Annotated in this window: 20 protein-coding genes; 12 read left to right on the top strand and 8 right to left on the bottom strand. The window is 66.9% G+C overall.

The window, feature by feature from the left end; genetic code table 11:
- The first annotated feature begins 4 nt into the window (after positions 1 to 4).
- The 3 genes from OU994_RS16260 (at position 5) to OU994_RS16250 (ending at position 1,987) form a co-directional block, all read left to right on the top strand.
- Positions 5 to 700, top strand: a complete 696-nt coding sequence (locus OU994_RS16260) for an RES family NAD+ phosphorylase (protein ID WP_281611654.1) — start codon at positions 5 to 7, stop codon at positions 698 to 700.
- Between the two features lie 25 nt (positions 701 to 725).
- On the top strand, positions 726 to 1,043 hold the full coding sequence (locus OU994_RS16255; RefSeq protein WP_131145980.1) for a DUF2288 domain-containing protein: 318 nt from the start codon (positions 726 to 728) through the stop codon (positions 1,041 to 1,043).
- Between the two features lie 65 nt (positions 1,044 to 1,108).
- Entirely contained in the window at positions 1,109 to 1,987 is an 879-nt protein-coding gene (locus tag OU994_RS16250; RefSeq protein ID WP_373922460.1) for a DUF817 domain-containing protein, read from the top strand.
- Positions 1,988 to 2,001: 14 nt separating this feature from the next.
- Here OU994_RS16250 and OU994_RS16245 read toward each other — a convergent pair whose 3' ends face one another.
- From OU994_RS16245 to OU994_RS16230, 4 genes are all read right to left on the bottom strand, one after another.
- Positions 2,002 to 3,141 (bottom strand): acyltransferase, encoded by a 1,140-nt coding sequence (locus OU994_RS16245; protein ID WP_281606696.1) that lies wholly within the window; start codon positions 3,139 to 3,141, stop codon positions 2,002 to 2,004.
- A gap of 248 nt (positions 3,142 to 3,389) precedes the next feature.
- On the bottom strand, positions 3,390 to 7,505 hold the full coding sequence (locus OU994_RS16240) for a DUF3857 domain-containing protein (RefSeq protein ID WP_281606695.1): 4,116 nt from the start codon (positions 7,503 to 7,505) through the stop codon (positions 3,390 to 3,392).
- A 128-nt stretch (positions 7,506 to 7,633) separates the two neighbouring features.
- Positions 7,634 to 8,116 (bottom strand): hypothetical protein, encoded by a 483-nt coding sequence (locus OU994_RS16235; protein WP_281606694.1) that lies wholly within the window; start codon positions 8,114 to 8,116, stop codon positions 7,634 to 7,636.
- On the bottom strand, positions 8,113 to 10,107 hold the full coding sequence (locus OU994_RS16230; protein WP_281606693.1) for a bifunctional 2',3'-cyclic-nucleotide 2'-phosphodiesterase/3'-nucleotidase: 1,995 nt from the start codon (positions 10,105 to 10,107) through the stop codon (positions 8,113 to 8,115). Before OU994_RS16230 ends, OU994_RS16235 begins: the two co-directional genes overlap by 4 nt.
- Before the next feature lie 239 nt (positions 10,108 to 10,346).
- Here OU994_RS16230 and OU994_RS16225 point away from each other — a divergent pair, with 239 nt between their 5' ends.
- The 6 genes from OU994_RS16225 to OU994_RS16200 all read left to right on the top strand — a co-directional run bounded on the left by OU994_RS16225 (position 10,347) and on the right by OU994_RS16200 (position 16,568).
- The gene (locus OU994_RS16225; RefSeq protein ID WP_281606692.1) at positions 10,347 to 10,838 is read left to right on the top strand and encodes a PEP-CTERM sorting domain-containing protein; all 492 of its coding nucleotides are present in this window, start codon (positions 10,347 to 10,349) and stop codon (positions 10,836 to 10,838) included.
- A gap of 150 nt (positions 10,839 to 10,988) precedes the next feature.
- Complete coding sequence (locus OU994_RS16220) at positions 10,989 to 11,273, top strand: hypothetical protein (RefSeq protein ID WP_281606691.1); 285 nt, start codon at positions 10,989 to 10,991, stop codon at positions 11,271 to 11,273.
- Between the two features lie 111 nt (positions 11,274 to 11,384).
- Positions 11,385 to 12,489 (top strand): peptide chain release factor 2 gene (gene prfB / locus OU994_RS16215; RefSeq protein ID WP_131145986.1). Its coding sequence is split into 2 segments (ribosomal slippage): positions 11,385 to 11,465 and positions 11,467 to 12,489, totalling 1,104 coding nucleotides; the frame shifts between segments, so codons are not numbered across the junction.
- A 3-nt stretch (positions 12,490 to 12,492) separates the two neighbouring features.
- Positions 12,493 to 13,185: an HAD family phosphatase gene (locus OU994_RS16210; protein WP_281606690.1), complete on the top strand. Its 693-nt coding sequence runs from the start codon at positions 12,493 to 12,495 to the stop codon at positions 13,183 to 13,185.
- A 2-nt stretch (positions 13,186 to 13,187) separates the two neighbouring features.
- Positions 13,188 to 14,729: a lysine--tRNA ligase gene (gene lysS, locus OU994_RS16205; RefSeq protein WP_131145988.1), complete on the top strand. Its 1,542-nt coding sequence runs from the start codon at positions 13,188 to 13,190 to the stop codon at positions 14,727 to 14,729.
- 195 nt (positions 14,730 to 14,924) lie between these two features.
- A complete protein-coding gene (locus OU994_RS16200; RefSeq protein WP_281606689.1) occupies positions 14,925 to 16,568 on the top strand; it encodes a family 43 glycosylhydrolase in 1,644 nt (547 codons plus the stop codon).
- A 352-nt stretch (positions 16,569 to 16,920) separates the two neighbouring features.
- Here OU994_RS16200 and ppnN read toward each other — a convergent pair whose 3' ends face one another.
- A complete protein-coding gene (ppnN, locus tag OU994_RS16195; RefSeq protein ID WP_131145990.1) occupies positions 16,921 to 18,291 on the bottom strand; it encodes a nucleotide 5'-monophosphate nucleosidase PpnN in 1,371 nt (456 codons plus the stop codon).
- A gap of 184 nt (positions 18,292 to 18,475) precedes the next feature.
- On the opposite strand from ppnN, the gene OU994_RS16190 reads away from it, so the two are divergent.
- Complete coding sequence (locus OU994_RS16190) at positions 18,476 to 19,975, top strand: peptide MFS transporter (protein WP_281606688.1); 1,500 nt, start codon at positions 18,476 to 18,478, stop codon at positions 19,973 to 19,975.
- 47 nt (positions 19,976 to 20,022) lie between these two features.
- Here the strand turns inward: OU994_RS16190 and glpD are convergent, their stop codons facing one another.
- Together glpD and OU994_RS16180 are read right to left on the bottom strand one after the other, a co-directional pair.
- On the bottom strand, positions 20,023 to 21,603 hold the full coding sequence (glpD, locus tag OU994_RS16185; RefSeq protein ID WP_281606687.1) for a glycerol-3-phosphate dehydrogenase: 1,581 nt from the start codon (positions 21,601 to 21,603) through the stop codon (positions 20,023 to 20,025).
- An 87-nt stretch (positions 21,604 to 21,690) separates the two neighbouring features.
- Positions 21,691 to 21,867: a hypothetical protein gene (locus OU994_RS16180; RefSeq protein WP_281606686.1), complete on the bottom strand. Its 177-nt coding sequence runs from the start codon at positions 21,865 to 21,867 to the stop codon at positions 21,691 to 21,693.
- Positions 21,868 to 22,018: 151 nt separating this feature from the next.
- Here OU994_RS16180 and OU994_RS16175 point away from each other — a divergent pair, with 151 nt between their 5' ends.
- Positions 22,019 to 24,367: a penicillin-binding protein 1A gene (locus OU994_RS16175; RefSeq protein ID WP_373922458.1), complete on the top strand. Its 2,349-nt coding sequence runs from the start codon at positions 22,019 to 22,021 to the stop codon at positions 24,365 to 24,367.
- Positions 24,368 to 24,408: 41 nt separating this feature from the next.
- Here OU994_RS16175 and OU994_RS16170 read toward each other — a convergent pair whose 3' ends face one another.
- Entirely contained in the window at positions 24,409 to 25,305 is an 897-nt protein-coding gene (locus OU994_RS16170; RefSeq protein ID WP_281606685.1) for a PhzF family isomerase, read from the bottom strand.
- Between the two features lie 248 nt (positions 25,306 to 25,553).
- Between OU994_RS16170 and OU994_RS16165 the strand changes: the two genes are divergently transcribed.
- Positions 25,554 to 26,381 (top strand): PP2C family serine/threonine-protein phosphatase, encoded by an 828-nt coding sequence (locus tag OU994_RS16165; RefSeq protein ID WP_281606684.1) that lies wholly within the window; start codon positions 25,554 to 25,556, stop codon positions 26,379 to 26,381.
- Positions 26,382 to 26,553: the final 172 nt, after the last annotated feature.

Raw genomic sequence — 26,553 nt, 5'->3', positions numbered from 1 at the left:
AGCCGTGCCGGTGCTGCCCGTGCCGCCCTTGCGGCAGCTGCGCCAGTTCGACACCTGCCGGCTGATTCCTTCCCGTTTCGCCGATATCGAGGACTCGGTCCTGGCGCCGCTGGCCGACAGCGATGCCGAACTGGCCGACCTGTTCGAGCTCGATAACGCCACCAACGCGCGGCTGCTGGCCGAGCATGGCGGCGCGCCCGGCATCGGCATCGATGAACTGCTGTCGCACGTGCCCAATTTCCGCATCGTCAATGCCGCGTACACGTATCCCCGCCCGGAAGGCAGCCGTTTCAACGATGGCGACCGGGGCGCCTGGTATTGCGCCTTCGAGACCGAGACGGCGCTGGCCGAAGTGATCTTCCACAAGACCGTCGAGTATGCGGAAATCGGCCGCTTCGACGACAGCGTCAGCTACCAGGCCATGCTGGCCGACTTCACCGCGGCGTTCCACGATATCCGCGGGCTGGCGGAATTCGCCCCCTGCCTGGCGCCGGACAGCTACGAGACCTCGCAACTGCTGGCCGAACGGCTGCTGGCGGCCGGTTCCACGGGCATCATCTACCCCAGCGTGCGGCGCGCCGGCGGTACCAACCTGGCCTGCTTCCGCCCGGCCCTGGTGGGCAACGTTCGCAAAGGGCAGGCCTATCGGTTAACATGGCAGGGCAGCCCGGCGCCCGTCGTCGAACCCCGCTTCCAGTAAGCCAAGACCCGTAGAGAAAAGCACGATGCAACTCGATCCCCAGAAAGATACCGAACTCCGCCAGAAGGTCAACCGCGAAACCGGCCGCCTGCCGTGGAGCGAACTGATGCGCCACTTCGCCTCCGGCAACGTGGTGTGGATCGCGGATGAGATGGACCTGGTCGAGGTCGCCGTCCGCATCGCCCACGACGACAAGGCCAGCGTGGGCCAGTGGATGGCCGCCGGCCAGATCGCCAAGGTATCGGACCGGCAGGCGCAGGAATGGCTGGAGACGGATGCCTCGCTGTGGGCCTGCGTGGTCAGCCCGTTCATCCTGGTCCAGCAGCAGAAGAAACCCCATTGAGCGGCAGCGGGCATCGATGCCGGCCTCGCCCAGTACCGGGCCCCACTTGATCCCGCCCACACTTGATGCCGCCCACATTCGATGCCGCCCATTTGATCCCGCCCCACTCCATGCTGGCCCCGCTCGACGCCCACCTGACCGACGCCCGCCCCCGCCAGCTGCGGCCGATCCATCGCCCGCTCGTCGAACTGCTGTATTTCGGCGTCAAGGAAGCCCGCGCATGCCTGTTCGCGGGCCTGTTCTTCCTGGCGATGTTCTGCGTGCCGCGCGCCGGCCTGGCCGGCATTCCCCGCTACGACGTGCTGCTCGCCGTCGCCCTGGCGATCCAGGCATGGATGCTGGCCACCCGCCTGGAGAGCTGGGATGAAGTGAAGGCCATCGGCCTGTTCCACGCGGTCGGTTTCGCCCTCGAGGCATTCAAGACCAGCATCGGCGCATGGAGCTATCCGGACTTCGCCTACACCAAGGTGCTGGGCGTGCCGCTGTTCTCCGGCTTCATGTATGCGGCCATCGGCAGCTACATCATCCAGGCCTGGCGGCTGCTCGACCTGCGCATCCGCCACCATCCGCCCTACCCGATGGCCGCCGCGATCGCGGTCCTGATCTACCTGAATTTCTATACCCACCACTACATCGGCGACTACCGCTGGTACCTGGCAGCGTGTGCGCTCGGCCTGTACGCCCGCACCACCGTGATCTTCCGGCCACTGGACCGCGACCGCAGGATGCCGCTGCTGCTGGGCTTCGTGCTGACCGGCTTCTTCATCTGGCTGGCCGAGAACCTGGGCACGCTGCTGGGCGTGTGGCGCTACCCGAACCAGCTCGGTGCCTGGTCCGCGGTCCATGTCGGCAAGTGGAGCGCCTGGTCGCTGCTGGTCATCATGACCTTCACCATCGTGGCGAACCTGAAGCACGTGAAGGCGCGGGTGCACGTGCCGGAGTGACGGGCCACGCGCCGTCAGGCCATGCCGCCGAGCGTGCCGCCGGGGGCCTGTGCCGCGGGCCGGCGCACCGCTTCCCCCGCCGCCGGATACCAGCGGTTCCGCAAGCGCATGAACGGCAGCTCGACGGCGCGGTACAGCAGCCAGCCGCCCAGGATGCCCGCGGCCATGACCACGGCGATGGCCGACGGCGCGCCCGGATCGATGCCCCGGGCCAGCAGTTCAGGGCGCAGCGCCATGAACACGGGCTTGTGGACGAGGTACACCGCATACGACCACAGCGCCAGGCTGGCCGTGCCGGGAATGCGGACACGGTTCAGCAGCGATCCGGGAGCGAGTGCCGCGCAGGCCAGCAGCGCGAAGCTGGCGGCCACCAGCGAAAACCCGAAGGTCGACGCGGCGAAGGCACTCGGCGCCTCGTTCAGCACCCCGTACAGCACCGCGCCAGCCCCCGCCAGTCCGGCGGCCAGCAGGGCATTCCCGTGCCGCACCAGCCGCGCGAACGCCGCCGGATGGAAATTCTTCAGCATGGCGATGGCGACACCCGGCAGCAGTTCGTCGAACCGGCAAAAGCTCGAGTAATAGACGGGCGCGGCAAAGGCGTCCTGGCCGTCCAGGAAGGCCGTGCCGCGGGACGCCATGCCGGCTGCCATGGCGGCGCACAGCGCCCCCCACAGCAGCCACGGCGAGCGCCGGGTGCCGGCCAGCGCCAGTACCGCCAGCGGCAGCACCAGGTAGAACTGCTCCTCGATGCACAGCGACCATGAATGGGTGAAGGTTTCCCCGTACGCCAGCCCGAAGTTCTGGGTAAAGGTCAGGAACTGCCACAGCGGTGCCATGCCGGTGCCGGCGATCGGACTGTCCGGCAGCAGCAGGTAGACCGCCAGCACGGCGTAGTAGTTCGGCAGCGTGCGCAGCAGGCGGCGTGCGAAAAAGCGCTTCAGCGACATGGGATCGCCGCGGCTGGCGGGCGCCAGCAACTGGTTGCCGATCAGGTAGCCGCTCAACACGAAGAACAGGTCGACCCCGGCCCAGCCGATCCTGCCCAGGAAGCCGAAGGTCGGCGCATGGCTGACGAAGCCGTGATAGTGGGACATCAGCACCAGCGCGATGGCCAGGGCGCGCAGCGTGTCCAGGCCGGGCAGCCGGGCAGGCATGGGATCGTGGCGCATCATGGGGAGGGGCGGCCGCCGTCGTGCGGCGCCGCGGTGAAAATCGGGAAGGTAAAGTGAACCACGGGGAAGTCCGGATGCGAAAGACCCAGGGTAAGCGGCAGGCGCCCGACAGTCGACCGGCATGCGGCGAACCGTGCGCGAATCGCGATGAAGCGGTTGGGTGCAACGATTCGCGGTTCAACGGTTCGCGGTTCAACGGTTCGCCCGCGCCTGCGTTGCTGCTAGGCGGTTTACATGCCCGGCAACGGCCGCGACTTGTCCCACTTCGCGGCCACGTCCCGTGCCGCCGCCGCCTGCGCGGGCGTCAGCTGCCGTTCGAGCTCGGCCTCCCTGTCGCTGTCCAAGCCGAAGCGGACGGCGAGCGCGTGATAGGTGAAGGCCAGCACCGGGTCGCGCGGGACGCCCTTGCCCGCCGCGTACAGGCTGGAGAGGCTGAAGAAGCCGTAATCGTGTTCCATGCCCGCCGCCCGGCGATACAGGGCGACCGCCCTGTCGAGATCCTGCGCCACGCCTGCGCCGCGTTCGTACAGGTCGCCGAGGTTGTTGATGGCGGTGGCGTAGCCCTGCTCCGCTGCCTTGCCATACCATTCGGCCGCCCTGGCGGGATCGCCGAGCTTGAACAGATACAGCATGCCCGCCGCCTCGGCCGCCTTGACCACCCCGGCGGCGGCGGCCCGCTCGTAGTACAACGCGGCGCGGGCGAAATCGGCCTCGCCGCCCCGGCCATCGCGATACATGTTGCCGAGCAGGTAGCCGGCGAAGTGCACATCCGCCGCCAGCGCTTCTTCCAGCAGCCGGCGCGCCTCGCGGTGCTCTTCCGGCGTACGGTCGCCGTACATGAGCAACAAGCCGATACGCAATTTGGCGACGGGGAAGCCGCTTGCCGCCGCCTTCCGGAACCAGCGCAAGGCGGCATCCCGGTCTTCCGCGACACCATTGCCGCTCTCGTACATCATGCCCAGCTGGACTTGCGCCCCGGCGTCGCCCTGTTCCGCCAGCGGTGTCGCCAGCGCGAATGCGAGTTTCGCGTCGGCCGGCATGCCCTTGCCAAAGCGTAGCTGGTCGATCAGGCGCACCTGTGCCCCGGTGTCGCCGCGCACGGCACCCAGGCGATTCCAGATGGCCGCCTCCTCCGGTGCCATGCCGAGAAGTACCTCGCCCAGCTGCTCCTGCGCGGGGATGTTGCCCAGCGCCGCTGCCCAGCGCAGGTAATCGACACCGCGGCTGACATCGCGCTCGACCGTGATGCCGCGGACATACCGGTCGCCCATGTTCCGCAGGCCGTGCGCATCCAGGTTGTCCGCCGCCGCCTGCAGCCAGCGCAGGCCTTCGGCCGGGTCCCTTGCGACGCCCTCGCCCTCGTCATACATCAGGCCCAGCGAGTTCTGCGCGTCCGAATTGCCCTGCAGGGCGGCCAGCCGGAACAGCTCGAAGGCCCTGGCGTGGTCGCGCGCCGTCCCCTGCCCCTGGTAGTACAGCAAGCCCAGCGCATTCCGGCACTCGGCATCGGCACGTGCCGCGCACAGCTGGTAATGCCCCAGCGCGGCGCGATAGCGTTCATTCGCCTCCTGGGCTCGCCCTGCCAGGAAATCGGCATCGGTACTCGCCATGGCCGACAGCTCATTGGCGGCGAGCTGGTATTCGATGCTGCTGCGCGGGCCGGTGGCCAGCACCTGGCGAAATGCGCGGCGCGCACCCGCCTTGTCGGCGGCGGCAAGCCGTACGGCGCCGATGTAGTACCACGCTTCCGCCAACGCCATTTCGCGCAGCGGCCCCGTCAGCGTTTCGGCGGCGGCCAGCAATTGCGCGGCGTCCGTTTCCCCTGCCAGCAGCCGGCCAATGGGCGCCGGCCACCCCGTGTTGACCGGGAACGCCAGGTTGTTGCGCAGCGCGTCCGGCAGCTCCACCCCGGCCCGCCGCAGCAGTGCCGCATGGCGCAACCGGCTGGATATGGTGGCGGTGCCCGCGGATTCGAGGGCGCCGGCGTACCTGGACGCGGCCTTCACCGCGGCCGCCTTGTCCCCGGCGAACAGCAGCCCCCATGCCAGATACAGGTGCAAGGGGTCATCGGGCTCGCGCAGCACGTCGGCGAAACCGCCAGCCGCGACCTGCGCGCCCGCGCCATCCATGAACGACAGTATCGCGCGGCAGCGCCGCGCCTCCTCGCTGTTGCCACGGCGTGCCAGTTCCGCGCGCACGGCGGTAGCCACCTCGGCCTGTCCGTCGTAGGAATATTCGCCTGCCAGCGCCTGCGAGACGGCCGCCGCGCAGAGGGTGGCATCGTCCAGCGCATCGTTCCGTGACGGACGCTTCGTCGGCGCTTTCGAGGCGGCCGTGGCCGACAGCGCGGCGCGGTAGGCCAGGCCCTGCAGCGGCTCCGGCACCAGCGAGGCCTTGCCGATGGAGAAGGACGTGATCTGCGCTTCGGCGAGCCGGGTTGCCTGCTCGTGCAGGGCCTGCATGCCACCCGGTGCAACCTGGGCGCCCGTCACCCGATAATCCGCTTCGTAGCGCAGCACGTTGCCACGCAACAGATAGTCATGCCGGTATCGGAAAGACGGGCCATCGATGGCGAACGCACCGGGAATGTCGTTGAGCCGTGCCGCCGCGGGCCACGTCACGCTCAGCGTATGCCGCCCGTGCGACGGCCCCGACGGCACGAACGGATAGTTGCGGACGAGCTTGTCCGGGATGTCCAGCGTGCCGGCGACGAGCTTGTTCTCGATCGCGAGCTCATACAGCCCGTCCACCAGCGTGACCGGCTTCGGCAGCGTCAGTTCGGCGTTCAGTTCGTACCGCTCGCCATAGTCCTTCAAGGTGGGCACCGACCGCAGCGCCACCCCCGGATAGCGCTTCTCGTAGAGCTCCAGCACGTGCCTGCGCAGCGACGCCGCATTCATCGCCGCAAAGTGGCGCCGCATCGCCGCGGCGGCATCGCCACGGTACTCGCGGCGGGCGTGCAGGGTTGCCGGGCCGTCGAACCGTTCGATCACGAACGCCTCGTCGACCAGGAAATCCACGGTATCGCGCGGCGGCGGCAGCGTGACCAGGGCCGCTGCCGCGGGTGCGGCCAGCAGGCCTTGTGCAGCCGGCAGCGGCACCGGCAATGCTTCCAGCGCCTCGACCTGCCCGGTGGCCGTCGGATCCACGTAATGCTCCTTGCCATCGAGGGTGAGCCGCACGATCACGTGATCGAAGGCGCCCGGCGACGGCAGCAGCCGGGCCGGCACCAGCGGACTGCCGGCGGAAACCAGCACCGGCATCGCGTCGATGCCCTGCAGGCGCAGGAGGCTGACCAGCAGATAGGCCTTGTCCTTGCAGTCGCCGAAGCGGCTCTTGAGGACTGCGTCCGGCGCGCGCGGGCGATGGCTGTTCTCGCCGATCGCCACGCTGAAATAGCGTACTTCGTTCTGTACCCAGCGCAGCGCGGCGGCGGCACGCACGGCTTTGGATGGGTCCGCCGACAGCTCGCGCGCCAGCGCCGCCAGGCCGGGCGACGCCGCAGGCGCCGGGAACAGCGCGGCCGCCCATTCGGACACCGCACGCCAGTCCTGGAATTCGCTGAATTGCAGTGATCTGCCCGGCTGGTACTCCGGCGGCATGCCGGGCTCCCACTCCAGTTCGTCGATGGCGCGCTGCTCGAACACCAGCCTTTCATCGTCGCCGGAGTGTTCGATGCGGACCGGCACCGCAGCGGTGCGGAAGTCGCCGTTCTGGCGCCAGGCCAAGGCACGCTTGCGCGGATGGGTGATCACCAGGCGGCGATGTTCCGCGGGAACGGTCGCATCCCAGGCAAACGTATCGAACCAGCGCGCCCCGAACACGGGATTGTGCCCCGCGACCGTATAGCGGAGCAGCAAGGTATCGCCCACCCTGACGTCGGGCAGCAGCATCTGCAGCGTGCGCACGCCGCCGTACATGCCCTGGCCCCGCAGGTTCTCGCTGTCCAGCAGTCGCAGGTCGACCTTGCCGGCCTGGTCGAGCGTCTTGCCATCGCGCAAGATCGCGACCTGATGCAGCTGCAAGGTCTGGTAGCTGGGCAGGTAATCGATCCCGAACTGCCCGATGGCCTGCAGCGCCTGCTGGTCGTTGACCTGGATCGCGCTGGTGATGTGGGTCGACACTTCGCGATCCAGCCTGACCTGGGTATCGGCCAGCCTGATGACCGCCGCATCCTTGCGCACTGTTTCGGGAACCGGTGGCATCGGCAGGACCCACGCCGGCACGGGAGTGAACCGGCTGAACGAGCGGTCCTGTTGCTGGGCGGGCTTGCCGGGGGCGCCGATGGCGGAAGTGCCATGGGCCAGGGTCAATGCGGCAAGCAGTATGCCGAGGAAGTGAAACATGATGTCCAACACGCGTATTGTCGAGTTGGAAATTATAGTTCATGTAATTTCCTTATGGAATTTTTGATTCTCCCGAAATCCGCGTCCACTGGACCGGCCAGGCAAGCACGCGCCGGGCAGCCGAGAACTTACCGCGCATGCTTCAGCGCATGCGCCGCTTCCTTCAGCAGCGCATTGGCGCGCCCACTGGCCCCTTCGTCACGCGCCATCTGCGCCAGTTGCTGCAGTGCCGCGGCATGGCCCAGCGCGGCGGCCCGTTCCAGCCACGCGCGGCCGGCAACGGCATCGGCGGGGCCGCCCTCGCCCGCGATGCGTATGTTGGCCAGCACGAACATCGCTTCCGGCACGCCGCCCCGCGCGGCCTGTTCCAGCCAGGCCGCGGCGGCGATGCTGTCCGGCTCGGTGCCCTTGCCATTGCGGACCATCAGCCCGGCCGACCACGCCGCGCGGGGATCGCCGGCGCGCGCGGCGTCGGTAAAATCGGCCAGCGCCTGCGGCCAGCCGGCGGGCGGCCCAGGCAGCGCGGCCCGGGCAGCGGCCAGGTCGGCCGCGCCGGCTGGCAGGGCAACCACCAGCAGCAGCGCCGCCGCCGCCATGCTCCGCAGCTTCATCGGGCCAGGTCGATCGCGTACAGCGCGTAGCCCTTGCCGCCGCCATCGTCGGCGCGCAGTTCGCGCACGTTCGTCAGGCCGGCTTCGCGGGCCAGCGCTTCCTTGCCGGGCGCCGAGCGGAAGACCACCGGGCCGCGCGTCACGACCGGCGCGAAGCGCCAGCTGCGGCTGCTGCCGTGGGTAGCGCGGGTCAGCTGCCCCTGCTTGCGGATGTACTCGATCAGCACATCGCGGTTGTTGTCCGGCGCGGCCACCACCGTGCTGCTGCCGTCCAGCCCCGGGAACGCGCCGCCGCCGCTGGCCCGGTAATTGTTGGTCGCCACCAGGAACTGCTGGCCCGGCGCCACCGGCGCACCGCGAAAGCGCAGGTTCCGGACGCGCTTGCCGGGCGGCTGCGTGATGTCGATCTCGTAGCGCAGATCGTCGCTGGCCGGCATGTCGAAGTTATAGCCGGGGAAGCCGGTATCGACCAGTTCCTGCGGCGCTGTCTGCCGCGGGTCGATCGTGTTGAAGCGCCCCGCCGCCTTTTCCAGCCATGCCTGCAAGCCGGTGCCGCTCACCTGCACGCCGTACAGCGCGTTGGGATACAGGTACAGGTCGGCCGCGTTGTTCAGCGCGATGCCGCCAGCCGGCACGTCCGTGTAGTCGGTCACGCCGGCCGTTCCGCTCTTGAACGGCGACGACACCGACAGCACCGGCAGGTGCGCCAGCTGCGGCAGGTTGGCCTTCACATAGTCGCGCAGGTAGGCCGCCTGCGCCTGGTTGACGACCTGGATCGCGCTGACATCGCCCGCGTCGGCGAAATAGGTCGACATGCGGAAGTCGGTCTTGCCGACCGGCGTCTTCACATAGGCGATGGTGGCCTGGTGCTCGGCCTCGACCAGCGGCGCGATGGCCGGATCGCCAGCGACCGCGTCGCGGCCCGTGCCGATCGGCCGCGCCTCGACCGTGGTGCCTTCCCGGTCGACCACCCATGCCTTGCCGTCCCACGCCAGCGACAGCCCGATCACTCCCAGGTGCTTGCCCCACAGCCCCGCTATCACGGTGGGCACGCCATGCACCAGGCCCTTGGCCTTGTCCACGCCGGGCAGGTCGAACTGCGGCACGGTACTGGCCGCGTTCGGGAATACCTCGTGCGAGTGGCCGATCAGCATGGCATCGATGCCCGGCACGCGGGCCAGGTGCCAGCTGCCGTTTTCCATGGTCGGCGAATACGGCGCGGCATCCAGGCCGCCATGCGAGATCGCCACCACGATGTCCGCCCCTTCCTTGCGCATCGCCGGGATGTAGCGCTGCGCCGTTTCGCGCACGCCCTCTGTGACCACCTTGCCTTCCAGCCAGCGCTTGTCCCAGGTGAGGATGGTGGGCGGCGTGAAGCCGATGATGCCGACCCGCAGCGTGGCGGGCACCCGCCGCCCGTCCGGCGCGGTGGCGGTGACGCGCTTGTCGATGATCGCGTAGGGCCTGAACAGCGGCTGGCCCGACTTCACGCTGACCACGTTGGCCAGCACCTGCGGGAAGGCCGGGCCGGCGCAGCGCTTGCCGGGCGTGACACCCTCGACATCGAACTGGCTGCCGGAGACCTGGTTCAGGTAGGCCAGGCCATAGTTGAAGTCATGGTTGCCGATGCCGCTGCCGTCGTAGCCCAGCGCGTTGAACGCTTTATAGATGGCCAGCGTGGCGGCGCAGCCGAGCGGCTGCACGACGGCCTGGTAATCCGACAGTGCCGTGCCCTGGATCGTGTCGCCGTTATCGAGCAGCACGTTGTCCGGAAATTGCGCGCGCGCCCGGGCGATCAGCGTGGCGGTGCGCTCCAGGCCGATCGACGGGTCGGGCGCCAGCTTGTAGTAATCGTAGCTGGCGACATTGCCGTGCAGGTCCGTCGTCTCGAGGATGGCCACGGTGGCGCGGCTGCCCACCGGCACGCCGGAAGGCAGGACCGTGCAGCCGGCCAGCACGAGCGGCAGGGAAATCAGGACCAGGTTTTTCATTGCTGAAACAGGAAGGGAAATAGCCATCATACGCAACGGACAGGCGCCCGGACAAGTGGTGCCGATGCCGGGCCGGCTGCCGCAAGCACGCTTGGCCGGGGCATCGACGGGGCGACCGGCACGACGACGAACAGTTACAAAACCGATCAGCAAAACCTTTACATCATGTTACTCTGGGCGCCGAACCACCCAAGGCTGCATGCAGACAATCCACCAGTAGCACTACCCCATAGGCCATCATGACACTGAACCATCTTCTGGGCACTACCGCGGTCGCAACGGCTTTCCTGTTCAGCGGGACCGCAAACGCCGAGCTGTACCAGTTCACCATCACGGGTAACTATGCCGCGACCTGGCAACTCGACAGCGACGTGGAACCCGATGTGAATATCGAAGAACTTGGCATCACTTACCGTGACGTCGCCGGCCTGTACAGCGGTGCACTTTCCGGCTATGCGCACGTCACGTTCTTCTATCTCGGTTTCGGCGGTGGCCTCAGCCTGGAAGACAGCGTGAACGGGGAGTACCTGCTGATCACGGATGGCCCGCAACTCTACACCGGCAACGGCTTTACCGCGTCGTTCGAGCCCGGCACCTACACGTTGACCGATTACCAGGGCAACAATGAGTCGCTACTTACGATCTCGGCGGTACCAGAACCGGCGACCTACGGCATGCTGCTGGCCGGCATGGGCTTGCTGGGCATCGCGCTGCGCCGCCGGCGGCAGTGACGACCAATTTCGCCAGATAGCCTGGTGGTGTGCAGTGCCGTGGCGCTCTTGCAACCAAAAAATGAAGTATGCGCCAGCTCAGCAGTCTCACCCGGCAATGCCACCACAATCGGCCTCCCGTCGGCTTGCCGATCAATTCATGCAGGTTATATGTCAGACAAGACCTGGTGGCCACGCATCGCCGCCGCGGGGGTTCCGTGCCATGCCCTCGCCGTGTACTGGCTCGACCGGTCCGACCTGTCCGGACCGCTGGTCGACGCCATCCTGATGCCCGCCATGCTGGCGCTGATCTTCAGCACCGTGTTGCTGAAACCGTTCGGGCTGACCACAGGCGGCTGGTTCGACATGCCGACCGACATCGGTTGCCTGCTGGCGATCGCTGTGTATGCGATTGCCGCATGGGGCGTGGTGCGGCTGCTCACGCTCTGGCGCTGAGTTCCGCGCGGTGCCGTCCGGCGAGCCCGTGCGGGCCCGCGGGCGGCGCCGCCATACCTTGCGTGAGGTATAATCCAAGGTTTGATCGCCCTCTAAAGAGACAGAAAAACCATGGAAGCAGAACGCATCAATTCCCTCGCCGCCCAGCTCGCAGACCTGACGGCCCGCGAGAACGAACTTCGGAGGTATCTTTGACTTCGATGTGAAGTCGGAGAAACTGGAACAACTGAACGCCGAACTGGAAGATCCGGCGGTCTGGAACGACCCGAAGAAAGCCCAGGACATGGGCCGCGAAAAGAAAGGCCTGGAAGCCATCGTCGACACGCTGACGAAGGCGAAAAGCGACCTGGCCGACATGGCCGAGCTGTTCGCGATGGGCAAGGAAGAAGGCGATGACGACACGCTCGAAGCGGTGATCGCCGATACCGCGGAAATCGCCAAGGTCATCGAAGGCCTGGAATTCCGCCGCATGTTCAACAACCCGATGGACCCGAACAACTGCTTCATCGACATCCAGGCCGGCGCCGGCGGTACCGAAGCGCAGGACTGGGCCTCGATGCTGCTGCGCCAGTACCTGCGCTATTGCGAACGCAAGGGCTTCAAGGTCGAGGTGATGGAACAATCCGACGGTGAAGTCGCCGGCATCAAGACCGCCACGCTGAAGGTCGAGGGCGACTACGCCTATGGCCACCTGCGCACCGAGACCGGCGTGCACCGCCTGGTGCGCAAGTCGCCGTTCGACAGCGCCAACGGCCGCCACACGTCGTTCACCTCGCTGTTCGTGTATCCGGAAGTGGATGACTCGATCGAGATCGAGATCAATCCGGCCGACCTGCGCATCGACACGTACCGCGCATCCGGCGCCGGCGGCCAGCACATCAACAAGACCGACTCCGCGGTGCGCCTGACGCACGCGCCGTCCGGCATCGTCGTGCAGTGCCAGAACGACCGCTCGCAGCACCGCAACAAGGCCGAGGCGATGGAAATGCTGAAGGCCAAGCTGTTCGAGCAGGAACTGCGCAAGCGCATGAGCGAGCAGCAGAAGCTGGAAGACTCCAAGACCGACGTGGGCTGGGGCCACCAGATCCGTTCCTACGTGCTGGACCAGTCCCGCATCAAGGACCTGCGCACCGGCTTCGAGACCGGCAACACGAAGAACGTGCTGGACGGCGACCTGGACGACTTCATCGCCGCCTCGCTGAAGCAAGGGGTGTGACGCATGAGTCACCAAGCGCCCCGCGCGTTCATCTTCGACATGGATGGCACGATCGTCGACAACATGGCCTTCCACACGAAATCGTGGGTGGCCTTCTTCGAGCGGCGCGGCCATGCGATCGACGCGGACGACTTCTTCCGCGCGACGGCCGGCCGCCAGGGCCATGAAATCATGCGCACCTACCTGGGCGCCGGGCTGACCACCGAAGACACCGTGCTGCTCGACGCCGAGAAGGAAGAGCTGTACCGCGAGCTGTACGCGCCGCACCTGGAAACGGTGGCCGGCTTCGACCAGTTCATCGAAACCGCGCAGGAGCAGGACGTGCGCCTGGCCGTGGCCACGGCCGCGCCGCCCGCCAACATCGTGTTCACGCTCGATGGCCTGGACCTGCGCCGCCACTTCGACGCCGTGGTCGGCGCCGCCGATGTCGCACGTGGCAAGCCGAATCCCGACGTGTTCCTGCTGGCGGCCGAACGCTGCGGCGTGGCGCCGGAGCACTGCATCGTGTTCGAGGATGCCCCGCTGGGCGTGGAAGCCGCACGCCGCGCCGGCATGCGCGCCGTGGTGCTGACCACCACGCTGCCGGCCGAGGCGTTCGCCGAGTTCGACAACGTGATCCGCATGGCGCGCGACTTCACGGAACTGGACATCGACGCCCTGTTCGAGACCACCAACAACATTCAACAAGCACAGTAACCATGACGACCGAAAACCAAGCGGAACCCCAGGACCAGGTGCCGGGCCAGGACGATAACAAGATCATCGCCGAGCGCCGTGCCAAGCTGGCCGCCATCCGCGAACAGGGCATCGCCTTCCCGAACGACTTCCGCCCCGAGCACAAGGCCGCCGACCTGCAGGCGCAATATGCCGGCAAGTCGCGCGAAGAGCTGGAAGCCGAACCCGTGCCGGTGGTGCTGGCCGGCCGCATGATGCTCAAGCGCGAAGCGGGCAAGAAAGCCGCTTTCGCCACGCTGCAGGATTCGTCCGGCAAGGCCTGCGACGGCCGCATCCAGATCTACGTGACGCTGGACGCGACGGGCGAGGCCGCGATGGAAGCGTTCCGCAGCTACGACCTGGGCGACATCCTGGGCGTGAAGGGCACGCTGTTCAAGACCAAGACCGACGAACTGACGGTCAAGGTTTCCGAGCTGCGCCTGATCACCAAGTCGCTGCGCCCGCTGCCCGACAAGTTCCACGGCCTGGCCGACCAGGAAACCAAGTACCGCCAGCGCTACGTGGACCTCATCATGAACGAGGAAACCCGCCGCACGTTCAAGGCCCGCACCGCCGCCATCTCGTCGATCCGCCGCTTCATGCAGGACAACGAGTTCATGGAAGTGGAAACGCCGATGCTGCACGCCATCCCGGGCGGCGCGGCGGCCAAGCCGTTCGTCACGCACCACAACGCGCTGGACATGGAGATGTACCTGCGCATCGCGCCGGAGCTGTACCTGAAGCGCCTGGTCGTGGGCGGCTTCGACCGCGTCTTCGAGATCAACCGCAACTTCCGCAACGAAGGCGTGTCGATCCGTCACAACCCCGAGTTCACGATGCTGGAGTTCTACGCCGCGTACACGGACTACCAGTGGATCATGAACTTCACCGAGGCGGTGATCCGCCAGGCGGCCGTCGATGCGCACGGCTCGGCGGTGCTGACCTACGGCGGCCGCGAACTGGACCTGTCGAAACCGTTCCACCGGCTGACGATCGTCGGCGCGATCAACAAGTTCGCCCCGCACTACACGAACGAGCAGCTCGATGACGCGGAGTTCATCAAGGCCGAACTGAAGAAGTTCGGCGTGAAGCCGCATGCGCACTCGGGCCTGGGCGCGCTGCAGCTGGCGCTGTTCGAGGAAACCGCCGAAGCGCAACTGTGGGAGCCGACATTCATCATCGACTATCCGGAAGAAGTCTCGCCGCTGGCGCGCGCCTCCGACACCCGCAAGGGCATCACCGAACGCTTCGAGCTGTTCATGGTGGGCCGCGAGATCGCCAACGGCTTCTCGGAGCTGAACGACGCGGAAGACCAGTCGGCACGCTTCCTGTCGCAGGTGGCGGCCAAGGAAGCCGGCGACGACGAGGCGATGTACTACGACGCCGACTACATCCGCGCGCTGGAATACGGCATGCCGCCGGCCGGCGGCTGCGGCATCGGCATCGACCGCCTGATCATGCTGCTGACCGACTCGCCGAACATCCGCGACGTGCTGCTGTTCCCGCACCTGCGCAAGGAAGACTGATCTTTCTTCGCTCCCCTGAAAACGCGCGGCTTCCACCGCGCGTTTTTTTATGGCGCTGCTATCGAAGCTACGGTGTTCGCCTGCGCGCTTCCCTCCTCAAAAACCATTCGTCCTTTTCCCTGTTTTCGCATTGCTCCTGAAATCGTTTTCAGCTAGCCTGCCGTAGCCTCGACAATCACGCTCCGGAGACAGCACGTGACGAACCAATCCCGCCGCAACGCCTTCAAGACCATCCTCGCCAGCACCGCCGCCCTTCCCGCCGCGCAGGTGCTCGGCCAGCCAGCCACACCGTCCCGGCCAGACCCGGCGACGGCGACCGCCACGGCCACCTGGGCACGCGGCATCGAAGGCCAGCGCAAGGCCGACCTGGGCGACGGCCGGTACGTCAACCCGATCGTCTCCGGCGACCATCCGGATCCCACGATCCTGAAGGACGGCGGCGATTACTACATGACGTTCTCGTCGTTCTTCTCCTACCCCGGCATTGTCATCTGGCATTCCACCGACCTGGTGAACTGGGCGCCGGTGGGGCCGGCCCTGAGGAAACCACTGGGCACGATCTGGGCTCTGGACCTGTGCAAACACGACGGCCGCTATTTCATCTATATCCCCGCCGCGCCGGACGGCAATACCTGGTCGATCTACGCCATCTGGGCGGACCGCATCGAAGGACCGTGGAGCGACCCGGTCGACCTGAAGATCGCCGGCTGCATCGACCCGGGCCACATCGTCGGCGAGGATGGCAAGCGCTACCTGTTTGTCAACGGCATCCGCAAGATCCGCCTCACCGACGATGGCCTGGCCACCGACGGCAAGCTGGAAGAAGCCTATAAACCGTGGCGCTATCCGGAAGACTGGGTGGTCGAGAACTTCGCGCCGGAAGGGCCCAAGCTGCTGCGGCGTGGCGACTGGTTCTATCTGGTGACGGCGGTGGGCGGCACGGCCGGCCCGGTGACCGGCCACATGGTGATTGCCGCGCGGTCGAAGTCGGTGCACGGTCCCTGGGAACACTGCCCGCGCAACCCGCTGGTGCGTACCACCAGCACAAGCGAGCCTTGGTGGTCGCGCGGCCACGCCACGCTGGTCGAAGGTCCGGCCGGCGACTGGTGGATGGTCTACCACGGCTACGAAAACGGTTACCGCACGCTGGGCCGCCAGACCTTGCTGGAACCGGTCGAATGGATGGACGACGGCTGGTTCCGCGCGCGCGGCGGCGACCTGTCGCAGCCGCTGCCGAAACCACGCGGCAAGGATGGGCGGCACATCGAGGCGGGCCGCAACGGGCAACCGCTGTCCGACGATTTCACGCGCGACCGCTTCGGCATGCAGTGGAGCTTCCACGACCCGAAGCCGGACGACATGGACCGCGCGCGCTACCTGAACCCCGGCCTGCGCATCCAGGGCAAGGGCACGTCGCCGGCCGATAGCGCGCCACTGACGTGCGGCGTGGGCGACCGTTCGTACCAGGCCGACGTCACGCTGGAACTGGAAAACCAGGCCGAAGCGGGCCTGCTGCTGTTCTACAACCACAAGGCTTTCGTCGGCGTGGGCTTCGCGCCGGATGCGATCAAGACCTGGGAATACGCCGAGGAACAGCCGTGGATGCGGGTCAAGCGCGCGACGAGGAGCGTGCGGGTGCGGCTGACCAACGCGGAGAACGTGGTCACCTTCCATTACTCGTACGATGGGGGAAGGAGCTGGCTGCTGCACGGGCTGCGCATGGAAGTATCCGGCATCCACCACAACGTGTTCGGGGGCTTCCTCAGCCTGAAGGTCGGCATCTATTGCGTTGGCGATGGCGCGGTGACGCTGCGCGATTTCCGCTACCGCGCGTTGTGACACCACGCAGCGCGAACTGAAACCGGTCACAGGCCTAGTGCCGCTTAGGTCAGCACTACTCGACACATTGAAGCGCATGCATTCACCCCAACAGCGAAGGGCTGGGGTCAGACCCGGCGGGGTGAAGCAGGGGTTTCGCGAAGCATGCTTCGCGCCTGCGGAACGGTGCTGGCATGCAGGCCAGCATTCCTTCCTGACCCCGGTATCTGCACTTGGGTGGGCCTAATAAAGCGGCACTGATGACAGCTCCGATAATCCTGGAATGTTCCCAAAAACCGGTGTCCGACACTTTTCCCGGAGCAACCGCCCGGGAAAAATGTCCGACACCAGGCCTGTCACTGGCTCTGCTGCTTTACATCACCACGCGGTAGCACGGCACATACGCCTTGCCCGGCAACTTCATCCGGCTTTGCGCGACGAACGATGCCAGCAGCCGGTCCATCGGTTCCATGATGGACGGGTCGCCGTGGATCTCGAAATTGCCGTGCGCCTCGATGGCGCGGATGCCGTCGGCCTTCACGTTGCCGGCCACCACGCCGGAGAACGCGCGCCGCAGGTGCGCGGCCAGCACGTGCACCGGCTGGTTCCTGTGCAGCTTCAGGTTGCGCATGTTTTCATGGCTGGGCGCGAACGGGCGCTGGAATTCCTCGTCGATGTGCAGCGCCCAGTTGAAGTAATAGGCATCGCTGCGCGCCTTGCGGTACTCGCGCACCTGCTTGATCCCTTCCTGCATTTCGCGGGCCACCGATTCCGGATCGTCGACGATGATCTTGTAGCGCTTCTGCGCCTGCTCGCCCAGCGTGATGCCGATGAACTCGTTGATCTGCGCGAAGTACTCGCGCGACGATTCCGGTCCCGTGAAGATCAGCGGGAACGGGATCTCGGCGTTGTCCGGATGGAGCAGGATGCCCAGGATGTACAGGATCTCCTCCGCCGTTCCCGCGCCGCCCGGGAACACGATGATGCCGTGGCCGGTGCGCACGAAGGCTTCGAGGCGCTTCTCGATGTCCGGCATGATCACCAGGTCGTTGACGATCGGGTTCGGCGATTCGGCGGCGATGATGCCCGGCTCGGTGATGCCCAGGTAGCGGCCATTGACGAAGCGCTGCTTGGCATGGCCGATGGTGGCGCCCTTCATCGGGCCCTTCATCGCGCCGGGGCCGCAGCCGGTGCAGATATCCAGTGCGCGCAGGCCCAGTTGATAACCGACTTCCTTTGAATAGTTATATTCAGCGCGGTTGATCGAGTGGCCGCCCCAGCACACCACCAGGTTCGGGTTGGTCTGCGGCCGCAGCACGTTCGCATTGCGCAGGATATGGAATACGGCATCGGTAATGCCTTCCGTGCGCGACAGGTCGAATTTCGGGTTATCGGTGACTTCGTTACTGACGAAGACGATATCGCGCAGCACCGCGAACAGGTGTTCGTGAATACCCTTGATCATCTTGCCGTCCACGAATGCGATGGCCGGCGCGCCTTTTATCTCCAGCTTGATGCCGCGCTCGCGCTGCAGGATGTTGATATCGAAGGACTGGTAGCGATCCAGCAGTTCCTTGCCGTCGTCGATGGTGCTGCCGCAATTGAGCACGGCAAGCGCGCATTGGCGGAAAGTCTTGTAAAGCCCGCCCTTGCCGGTGTCGAGCAGCTTGACCACTTCCGCTTTCGACAGTACTTCGAGCTTGCCTTCCGGTGAAATCAGAGTATCGACAAAACCTTGTTCCATGGTGCGACCATCCTTTATTGAATTAATACGTATTGCCCCTCTATTAGCGTCAATATACGACATCGCGGCGCCAGGAGGATTGCAATCTTTTCAAACGAACCATATTGCTGCGTCGCAGCACAGGAAGCCGTCGACAATTCCGGGCGCTCCATTACAATGGCGACTTTTTTTCAGGAGATGCCGCATGAGCGGTTCAAGCAAGGCAGTAGACACGGCCATCCCCGAATTCAAACAGATTTTGGGGCATCCCGCTCCACTGTGGATGTTGTTCATGACGGAGTTCTGGGAACGCTTCGCGTTCTACGGCATCCGTTGGGCGCTGGTGCTGTATATCGTCGCCCAATTCCACGGTGGCGCGGCTTCCGGGGAGGCCGACGCAAACCTCACCTATGGTTCGTATCTCGCGCTCGTCTATGCGGCGGCGCTGTTCGGCGGCTATGTAGCCGACCGCGTGCTCGGCTACCAGCGTTCCATCCTCGTCGGTGCTGCCTTCATGGCGGCCGGCCTGTTCATGATCGCCGTTCCCGATCCCACCATCTTCAAGGTGGGTCTGGCCACCATCATCACCGGTAATGGCCTGTTCAAGCCGAACATCTCGACGATGGTCGGCAAGCTGTATGCGGCGGCCGATTCGCGGCGCGACAGCGGCTTCACGATCTTCTACATGGGCATCAACGCGGGCGCCTTCGTCGCCCCGATCCTGACCCAGTACCTGGCCCAGTATGTCTTCAATACCGGCGACATCCCCGACTACAAGGTGGTGTTCATCGCTTCCGGCATCGGCATGCTGATTTCGCTGGTGTGGTTCTTCATCGGCCGCAAGGGCCTGCAGGGCATCGGCATGCCGGAAGCGCAGGCGGCCAGCCCGGCCCGCGTGCTGTACGTGATCGCCGGCTGCCTGGCCACGATCCCTGTCGTGTTCGCGCTGCTGGCCGTGGGCGCGCAGCAGCTGCAGGGCGTGCTGACCGTGCTGTTCATCCTGCTGGCGGTGATGCTGCTGGTGGAAGGCTACCGCAACGGCCCCGTGGCGCGCGACAAGGTCTGGGCGATGATGATCATCTTCGCCTTCAACATCCTGTTCTGGATGTTCTTCGAACAGGCCGGCAGCTCGTTCACCTTCCTGGCCGAGAACATCGTCAACCGCTCCTTCGGCGAATGGATCTTCCCGACCGCCTGGTTCCAGAGCGTGAACTCGATCGCCATCATCACCTGCGCACCGGTCATCGCGGCGATCTGGATCTATACCGCCCGGCGCAACGTGGAACCGTCGATCCCGCGCAAGTTCGGCCTGGGCCTGATCTTCAACGGCCTGGCCTTCCTGCTGCTGGTGTTCGCGCTGAAGACCCTGGTGGTCGACGGCAAGATCCCGTTCTGGACGCTGTTCATGGTCTACGTGATCCAGTCCATCGGCGAACTGTGCCTGTCGCCGATCGGCCTGTCGATGGTGACGAAGCTGGCGCCGACCCGCCTGGTCGGCCTGGGCATGGGCGGCTGGTTCCTGTCGACCGGCATCGGCAACAACCTGTCCGGCATCTTCGCCTCGCACGTCTCCGGCGAGTCGGGCATGTCGGTGGAATCGGCGCTGTCCGGCTACAACTTCGGTTTCTGGTCGCTGGTGATCGGCGGCGTGCTGCTGTTCCTGCTGGCACCGCTGATCCAGAAGCTGATGCATGGCGTGAAGTGACATTCGCCATCCCGGTATGAGAACGGCGGCCCGCGGGCCGCCGTTTTTTATTCTGCCTGCGCTTTCGCTTGCGTTTTCGCCAGCGCCGCTGCCGGGTGGGTCGTCAGCCAGGCATCCAGTTGGGCCGCCGCACCGGCCGGCAGGTGCAAGCCCAGCTTGGTGCGCCGCCACAGGATATCCTCGGCCGTCACGGCCCATTCGTGCCGGCGCAGGTAATCCAGCTCCGCCTCGTACAACCCCGGCAAGACCTGTTCGCCCATGTCCGCCATCGATGCCCGGCCCTGCAGCAGCGTATGGATGCGCGTGCCGTAAGCCCTGGCATAGCGCGCGATCAGCGGGCAGTCGAGCCAGTCGTACTGCACCTGCAGGCGCGAGCGCCAGCCGTCGAACTCGAGCACCGACCGGCTTTGCGGCACGGCGCCGAACAGGTCGCCGCCCGGCAGGCAGGCACCCGCCGTCCAGGCGCCGGCCCGGTGATCGAGCGCCTTGCACAGCAGGTCGGCGCCCTCTTCCGCCAGCTTCCGGTAAGTCGTCAGCTTGCCGCCGAAGACCGTCAGCAGCGGCGCATCGCCGGGCTGCGCGCCGCCATCGAGCTGCAGCCGGTAGTCCCGGGTAACGGCGCTGGCGCGCGCCGATGCGTCGTCCAGCAGTGGACGAACGCCCGCGAAGCTCCACACCACGTCCGCCGGCGCGACCGGGGTGCGGAAATAGTGGCTGGCCACCGCGCACAGGTAGCGGATCTCTTCGGGGGCGATCGCCACGGCAGCGGGATCGCCGCTGTACTCGACATCGGTGGTGCCGATCAGCGTGAAATCCCGCTCGTACGGAATGGCGAAGACGATGCGGCCATCGGTGTGCTGGAACAGGTAGGCATCGTCGTGGTCGAACAGGCGGCGCACCACGATGTGGCTGCCCTTGACGAGCCGCAGCCGCGTGGGCTGTTTCACCGAACCCTGCGCGCTGTCGAGGAAGGCGGCGGCCCATGGCCCGGCCGCGTTGACGATGGCGCGCACGGCGATCTGCTTGGTCGTGCCGTCGGCCTTGCGCAGCGTGACACGCCAGGCACCGTTGTCGCGGCGCGCTTCGGTGCAGGCGGTGCGCGTGAGGATGCACGCGCCTTTCTGCGCCGCGTCCACCGCGTTCAGCACCACCAGGCGCGCATCGTCGACCCAGCCATCCGAATACACGAAGGCCCGGCCGAGCGCCGGCTTCAGGGCGCGGCCGGCCGGGTGGTCCGCCAGCTGCACGCTGGCGGAACCCGGCAGCAGCTCGCGGCGCGCCAGCCGGTCATACAGGAACAGCCCGGCGCGAATCAGGGCCGCCGACCGCTGCCCCGTATGCGGCATCACGAAACGCATCGGGCGTATCACGTGGGGCGCGGCGCGCAGCAGCACTTCGCGCTCGGCCAGCGCCTTGCGCACCAGGCCGAACTCGTAATGTTCCAGGTAGCGCAAGCCGCCATGGATCAGCTTTGTAGACGCCGACGAGGTGTGCGCGGCCAGGTCGTCGCGCTCGCACAGCGCCACGCACAGGCCGCGGCCCGCCACGTCGCGGGCGATACCCGCGCCATTGATGCCGCCTCCCACCACCAACACGTCGCAATCGACGTCCCGCCTTGCCGCTGCCATCGGATCCCCGGCTCACTCAATTTCTATGAAGATACGACAGTTACATGGACTGGGCAAGCAGCGCGCGTCCCGCCGGCTGGCCGATGCTCACTCCCGGGCCGTTTTCCGCTTGCGCTTCCTGACGGTCTCGGATTGCTCCTGCGTGGGTTTGATGGCGGGCGGCGGTGCCACCGGCAGCGGAAAGCCCAGGAAGACCATCACCAGCAAGACCGGCAAGAGCACGTAGAACAGCGGGCGTTTCCAGTGGAGTTTGGATTTGAGCATGGCGCCTACGTCGATGCGGCCGGGCCGTTTTCAAGAGCCGGCATGCAGTTTCGACAAGCGATGTGGCGCCGGCGCCACTGCCGGGGATGCGATTACGCTGGTCTATAATGGCCCGCGCATTCGTCGCCCCGCAACAGAGGAAACCCAAGTCTTGAGCAATCTCCCTTCCTGGCTGAACCGCCGCAACGCCGCCATCGCCGCCATCGCCACCCTGGGCGCGAGCGTGCTGGCGGCCCTTCTCCTGCTGGCCTACCTGTTCCTGATCGTGCGCCCGCGCCTGCCGGAACTCGATGCCGTCATCGACTACAAGCCGAAGATCCCGCTGCGCGTCTACACGGCGGACAAGGTGCTGATCGGCGAGTTCGGCGAGGAGCACCGCGACTTCGTGCCGGTGGCGCAGATGCCGGACATGATGAAGAAGGCCGTGCTGGCGATCGAGGACACGCGCTTCTACGAACACGGCGGGGTCGACTGGCTGCGCGTGCCCGGCTCGGTCAAGGCCAACCTGTCGGGCAGCTTCCGCCAGGGCGGCTCGACGATCTCGATGCAGGTGGCGCGCAACTTCTACCTGACCCGCGAGAAGGTCATCTCCCGCAAGCTCAATGAAGTGATGCTGGCCTACAAGATCGAGGACGCGCTGACGAAGGACCAGATCCTCGAGCTGTACATGAACCAGATCTACCTGGGCCAGCGCACCTTCGGTTTCGGCGCGGCCGCGCAGACCTACTTCGACAAGCCGCTGAAGGACCTGTCGGTCGCCGAGATCGCGATGCTGGCCGGGCTGCCGAAGAATCCGGCGCGCCATAATCCGATCACCAACTTCAAGCGGGCCACCTTGCGCCAGCAGGTGGTGCTGCGCCGCCTGCTCGATGTCGGCTACATCACCGAAGCGCAGTACCGCAAGGCCCGCGCGGAAAAACTGCGCATCAGCAGCAAGGGCCAGGACTTCGCCACCCATGCCGAGTACGTGGCCGAACTGGCGCGCCAGGCCGCGGTCGCCGAGTACAAGGAGGCCGCTTACACGCGCGGCATCGTGGTGCGCACCACGATCCTGAGCGCCGACCAGGAAGCCGCCTACCAGGCCGTGCGCCGCAACGTGATCGCGTACGACCAGCGCCACGGCTACCGCGGGCCGGAAGCGTTCGTCGCGCTGCCCGACGACGAAGCCGAGCGCGAAGAGGAGATCGACCGCGCGCTGTCGGCCCAGATCACCAGCGATGGCCTGGTCGCCGCGGTGGTGCTGTCGGCCAGCCCGCGCTCGGTGCGCGCCGAGATGGCCGATGGCACGGAGGTGACGATCACCGGCGACGGCCTGAAGCTGGCCACGGCCGCGCTGTCGGCGAAGGCAAAGGAGAGCGTGCGCATCCGCCCCGGCGCCGTGATCCGCGTGATCCGCGCCGGCAAGAAAGGCTGGGCGATCACGCAGGTGCCGAAGGTGGCGGCCGCGTTCGCGTCGATCGACCCGGCCACCGGCGCCTACCGCGCCATGGTCGGCGGCTTCGACTACAACGTGCAAAAGCTCAACCACGTCACGCAGGCGTGGCGCCAGCCCGGCTCCGCGATCAAGCCGTTCGTTTATGCCGCGGCGGTCGAGAAGGGCTATGGCCCCGCCACCCTGATCGACGACGTGCCGCTCGAACTGCCGGGCGGCGCCAACGGCGAGCCATGGCGGCCGCAGAACGACGACTTCGTGTTCGATGGCCCGATCTCGATGCGCATCTCGCTGGCCAAGTCGAAGAACGTGCCCTCGGTGCGCATCCTGCGCGCCATCACGGTGCCGTACGCCCATGAATTCCTGGGCCGGTTCGGGCTCGACCGCTCGAAGCATCCGGCGAACCTGACTATGGCGCTCGGCACCGGCGCCGTTACGCCCGCGCAGATGGCCAGCGCGTATGCCGTGTTCGCGAACGGCGGCTACCGCGTGCAGCCCTGGCTGATCGCCAGCATCGAGGATGCCGACGGCAAGGTGCTGCGTGCCGCGCAGCGCCCGGCGCAGCCCGACGAGTCGGCGCGCGTGCTCGATCCGCGCAACGCCTTCATCATGGACAGCATGCTGCATGAAGTGGCCCGCACCGGCACGGGAGCGGCGGCGGTACAGCGCATCGGCCGGCCGGACATCGCCGGCAAGACCGGCACCACCAGCGACGCCTTCGACGGCTGGTTCGGCGGCTATGGCGGCGGCATCGTGGCGGTGGCCTGGATGGGCTACGACGAACCGAAGTCGCTGGGCGGGCGCGAGTTCGGCTCCACGCTGGCGCTGCCGATCTGGATCGACTACATGCGCGGCGCGCTGGCCGGCCGGCCGATCGTCGAACGGCCGGTGCCGGAAGGCGTGGTGCAGGTCAACGACGACTGGATGCTCGAGGAATACGCCAACGAACCGGCCGTGCTCACCACCGACATCGATCCGGCCGCGCTGGAAGGCGTGGAGCCGGCCGGACCGGCCGAGGGCGCCGAGCCGGCCCCACCCGAGGCGCCGCCGTCGCCGTACGTCAACTGAGCGGAAGTCCCCAGCGTAGTCCCGGGTGAGCCCCGGGATCTTCAGTGAGCGTCGGCGCGCGCCGCGGCCCTGTCGAGCCGGATCACCGCGTCGCCGGCGATCGTGACGACCGCGGGCGCGCCATCGGCGATGTCTACCGCGACATGCACGATACCGTCGCGGCCCAGCGCGCGGCCCTGGTGGCCTTCGAACGCGAGCCGTTTCCCATCGTGCGGCATCAGCCCGTGGCGTACCAGGTAGGCGCCCAGCGGGCCATTGGCATTGCCGGTGACCGGGTCTTCGGCGATGCCGATCGCGGGGGCGAACATGCGCCCGTCCGTGCGGCCGCCGCCGACCGCGAACGGGAACCAGCCTTTGCTGCCGACTTCCCCGCTCAGGGCCGCCAGCGCCCCGGGATCGGGCCGCAGCCGGTCCAGCAAGGCGCCGTCGGCCAGCGGCACCAGCACTTTCGAGTGGCCGGTCGACACCACCTGCACGGGCAGGCCGGCCGCGAGATCGGCTGCGCGGATGCCCAGCGCCGCCGCGATCCGCCCGCGCAAGGACTCCGCAACCGGCTCGCCGAAGGTGGGCGCGCCCTGGCGGATCGCGATGCGCCAGTCGCCCTCGTGCCGGGTCGCGGTGATGCGCTGCAGGCCGGCACCGGTCTTCTGCAGGAAGCTGCCTTCGATGCCCAGCACGGCCGCGCGCACATAGTGGGCCGCCACCGTCGCGTGGCCGCATACCGGCACCTCGACCGCCGGCGTGAAGAAGCGCACGTGCACGTCGTGGCCGCCATCGGCCGGCGCCAGCACGAACGCCGTTTCCGAATAGCCCAGCTGCGCGGCGATGCGCAGCATCGCCGTTTCGCTCATGCCATCCGCATCGAGCACCACGCCGGCCGCATTGCCCTGCCCTGGGGTGCGGGTAAAGGCGTCCACGTGAAAAATCCTGCGTTCCATCCATCCTCCACTGTCGGGTTTCGTCCGGCAAGCATAGCGGCAGCCTCCCCCGCAAACAATCCATGGCTGAGATAAAGACTCTTCCGCCCGGCGGGAAAATGGCGGGCGGCCGTGGCGTGAGCGCAGCGGCGCCGGGCTGGTGAAGCTGGTATGCTCACTTCCAGTGCGGCACCGGATCGCTGGAGCACCGCGTGAATCGATTCAGGAAATACGGCAGGCTTCACCACAGCGTCACTACAGGAGTCACCTTGAACAGCTCGCAGCCATCGTCGCCGCGGTATCACACGCTGGATTTCGGCGTGGCGTTCGGCATCACCGACGTCGGCACGGTGCGCCACTCGAACCAGGACACCTTCCGCGTGGCCCCGGAGCTGGGCCTGCTGGCGGTGGCCGATGGCATGGGCGGCCACGAAGGGGGCGAGATCGCCAGCGCCGGCGCCGTCGAACTGCTGTGCAGCCACCTGTCGGACGCGCCGCCCGCGCCGCCGCACGATCCGGATGCCGATCCCGATGCCACCTGGGCCGGCGTGCCGGGCGGCGCGCTGCACACGCTTCGCGGCGCGATCGAGTATGCCAACGCGCAGCTGTACGCGACGAACGTGGAGCGCAACCACGCCGATGGCATGGGCATGGGGACGACGCTGACGGGCCTGTGGCATCCCGTCCGCCACGGCCCGGCCTATCTGTTCCATGTCGGCGACAGCCGCCTGTACTGCTGGCGCGGCGGTGCGCAGGGGGAGCTGCTGCAACTGACCCGCGACCACACGCTGTACCAGCAGGCACTCGACCTGGGCGCGCCGCCTCCGCTGCCGCCCCGTAACCTGCTGCTGCAGGCGCTGGGCCCGGGCCCGGCGATCCAGCCGGACGTGTCGGCATGGTCGATGGCGCCGGGAGACGTCTACCTGCTGTGCAGCGACGGCCTGCACGGCGAATCCAGCCGGGAAGCCATCGCGGCCGTGATGGCGCGGGCCCGGGACGACAATCTCGAGGCGTGCTGCGCGGAACTGGTGGACATGGCCAAGCGCGACGGCAGCCGCGACAACATCACCGCCGTGCTGCTGCGCTGTCACGGCTGAGCACCGGCGGTCCTGACGGGCGACCGGGCGAGCGTGCTTGGACTATAATATTGCCTTGCCGCCCGGCGGTATCGCGGTGACGCCGGCGATCGCCGCAGCATCGGCAAGCACCGTCAGTACGATCCACGTGAGCAGTTTTCGTCAGTAATCTTCGTCAATAAGCTTCGTCAAC

The organism is Pseudoduganella sp. SL102, from assembly GCF_027856995.1.
Taxonomy (GTDB): domain Bacteria; phylum Pseudomonadota; class Gammaproteobacteria; order Burkholderiales; family Burkholderiaceae_D; genus Rugamonas; species Rugamonas albidiflava.
The sequence above is the reverse complement of the archived record's forward strand: the minus strand, read 5'-3'. Positions and strand labels throughout refer to the sequence as shown.

What these genes read in the sequence shown, in the direction of transcription:
- OU994_RS16255 (WP_131145980.1), top strand. Translation starts at nt 726, where the DNA reads ATGCAACTCGATCCCCAGAAAGATACCGAACTCCGCCAGAAGGTCAAC.
- OU994_RS16250 (WP_373922460.1), top strand. Translation starts at nt 1,109, where the DNA reads ATGCCGCCCACATTCGATGCCGCCCATTTGATCCCGCCCCACTCCATG.
- OU994_RS16245 (WP_281606696.1), bottom strand. Translation starts at nt 3,141, where the DNA reads ATGCCTGCCCGGCTGCCCGGCCTGGACACGCTGCGCGCCCTGGCCATC.
- OU994_RS16240 (WP_281606695.1), bottom strand. Translation starts at nt 7,505, where the DNA reads ATGTTTCACTTCCTCGGCATACTGCTTGCCGCATTGACCCTGGCCCAT.
- OU994_RS16235 (WP_281606694.1), bottom strand. Translation starts at nt 8,116, where the DNA reads ATGAAGCTGCGGAGCATGGCGGCGGCGGCGCTGCTGCTGGTGGTTGCC.
- OU994_RS16230 (WP_281606693.1), bottom strand. Translation starts at nt 10,107, where the DNA reads ATGAAAAACCTGGTCCTGATTTCCCTGCCGCTCGTGCTGGCCGGCTGC.
- OU994_RS16225 (WP_281606692.1), top strand. Translation starts at nt 10,347, where the DNA reads ATGACACTGAACCATCTTCTGGGCACTACCGCGGTCGCAACGGCTTTC.
- OU994_RS16220 (WP_281606691.1), top strand. Translation starts at nt 10,989, where the DNA reads ATGTCAGACAAGACCTGGTGGCCACGCATCGCCGCCGCGGGGGTTCCG.
- OU994_RS16210 (WP_281606690.1), top strand. Translation starts at nt 12,493, where the DNA reads ATGAGTCACCAAGCGCCCCGCGCGTTCATCTTCGACATGGATGGCACG.
- lysS (WP_131145988.1), top strand. Translation starts at nt 13,188, where the DNA reads ATGACGACCGAAAACCAAGCGGAACCCCAGGACCAGGTGCCGGGCCAG.
- ppnN (WP_131145990.1), bottom strand. Translation starts at nt 18,291, where the DNA reads ATGGAACAAGGTTTTGTCGATACTCTGATTTCACCGGAAGGCAAGCTC.
- OU994_RS16190 (WP_281606688.1), top strand. Translation starts at nt 18,476, where the DNA reads ATGAGCGGTTCAAGCAAGGCAGTAGACACGGCCATCCCCGAATTCAAA.
- glpD (WP_281606687.1), bottom strand. Translation starts at nt 21,603, where the DNA reads ATGGCAGCGGCAAGGCGGGACGTCGATTGCGACGTGTTGGTGGTGGGA.
- OU994_RS16180 (WP_281606686.1), bottom strand. Translation starts at nt 21,867, where the DNA reads ATGCTCAAATCCAAACTCCACTGGAAACGCCCGCTGTTCTACGTGCTC.
- OU994_RS16170 (WP_281606685.1), bottom strand. Translation starts at nt 25,305, where the DNA reads ATGGAACGCAGGATTTTTCACGTGGACGCCTTTACCCGCACCCCAGGG.